Annotated in this window: 1 protein-coding gene; it reads left to right on the forward strand. The window is 52.1% G+C overall.

The genetic code is table 11. The features are described 5' to 3' along the window. On the forward strand, window positions 1–771 hold a 771-nt coding region (locus tag R7190_RS26890), incomplete at both ends, for a TRAP transporter fused permease subunit (protein WP_318137799.1).

Below are 771 nucleotides of genomic sequence, written 5' to 3' on the forward strand. Positions count from 1 at the left end.
ACACTGAAGCGCGAGCGATTCACCTCACTTTCGCGATATTTTTGGCCTTCACTGCTTATCCAGCAATGAAGAACTCTCCGCGTGATCACATTCCTCTTGTGGATTGGATTCTCGCGTTAGCGGGTAGCTTTTCGGCTGCCTATATCTACCTTTTCTACACCGAACTCGCAGGACGTTCCGGCGCGCCCACCACTGCCGATATTGTGGTTGCGGTCGTTGGCATGATATTGCTACTTGAAGCGACTCGTCGTGCATTAGGGCCTCCGCTAATGGTTGTGGCCGCCGTGTTCCTGACTTACACGTTTGCTGGCCCATACATGCCAGATGTCATAGCCCACAAAGGCGCAAGCTTAGGTAAAGCGATGTCGCATCTGTGGCTAACCACCGAAGGGGTATTTGGCGTTGCGTTAGGTGTATCCACTTCTTTCGTATTCTTGTTTGTACTGTTTGGCGCGATGCTAGAGCGTGCGGGTGCGGGTGCTTACTTCATTAAAGTCGCATTTTCTCTACTTGGTCATATGAAAGGCGGCCCAGCTAAAGCCGCCGTTGTCGCATCTGGTCTATCGGGTCTGGTTTCAGGATCATCGATCGCAAACGTCGTAACCACGGGTACTTTTACCATTCCATTGATGAAACGAGTCGGCTTCCCGGGCACAAAAGCGGGTGCCGTTGAAGTGGCAGCGTCAACCAATGGTCAGCTCACCCCGCCAATCATGGGCGCGGCAGCGTTTTTGATGGTGGAATACGTTGGGATTTCTTACGTAGAGGTTA

It is taken from the genome of Vibrio sp. 1078-1, assembly GCF_033340475.1.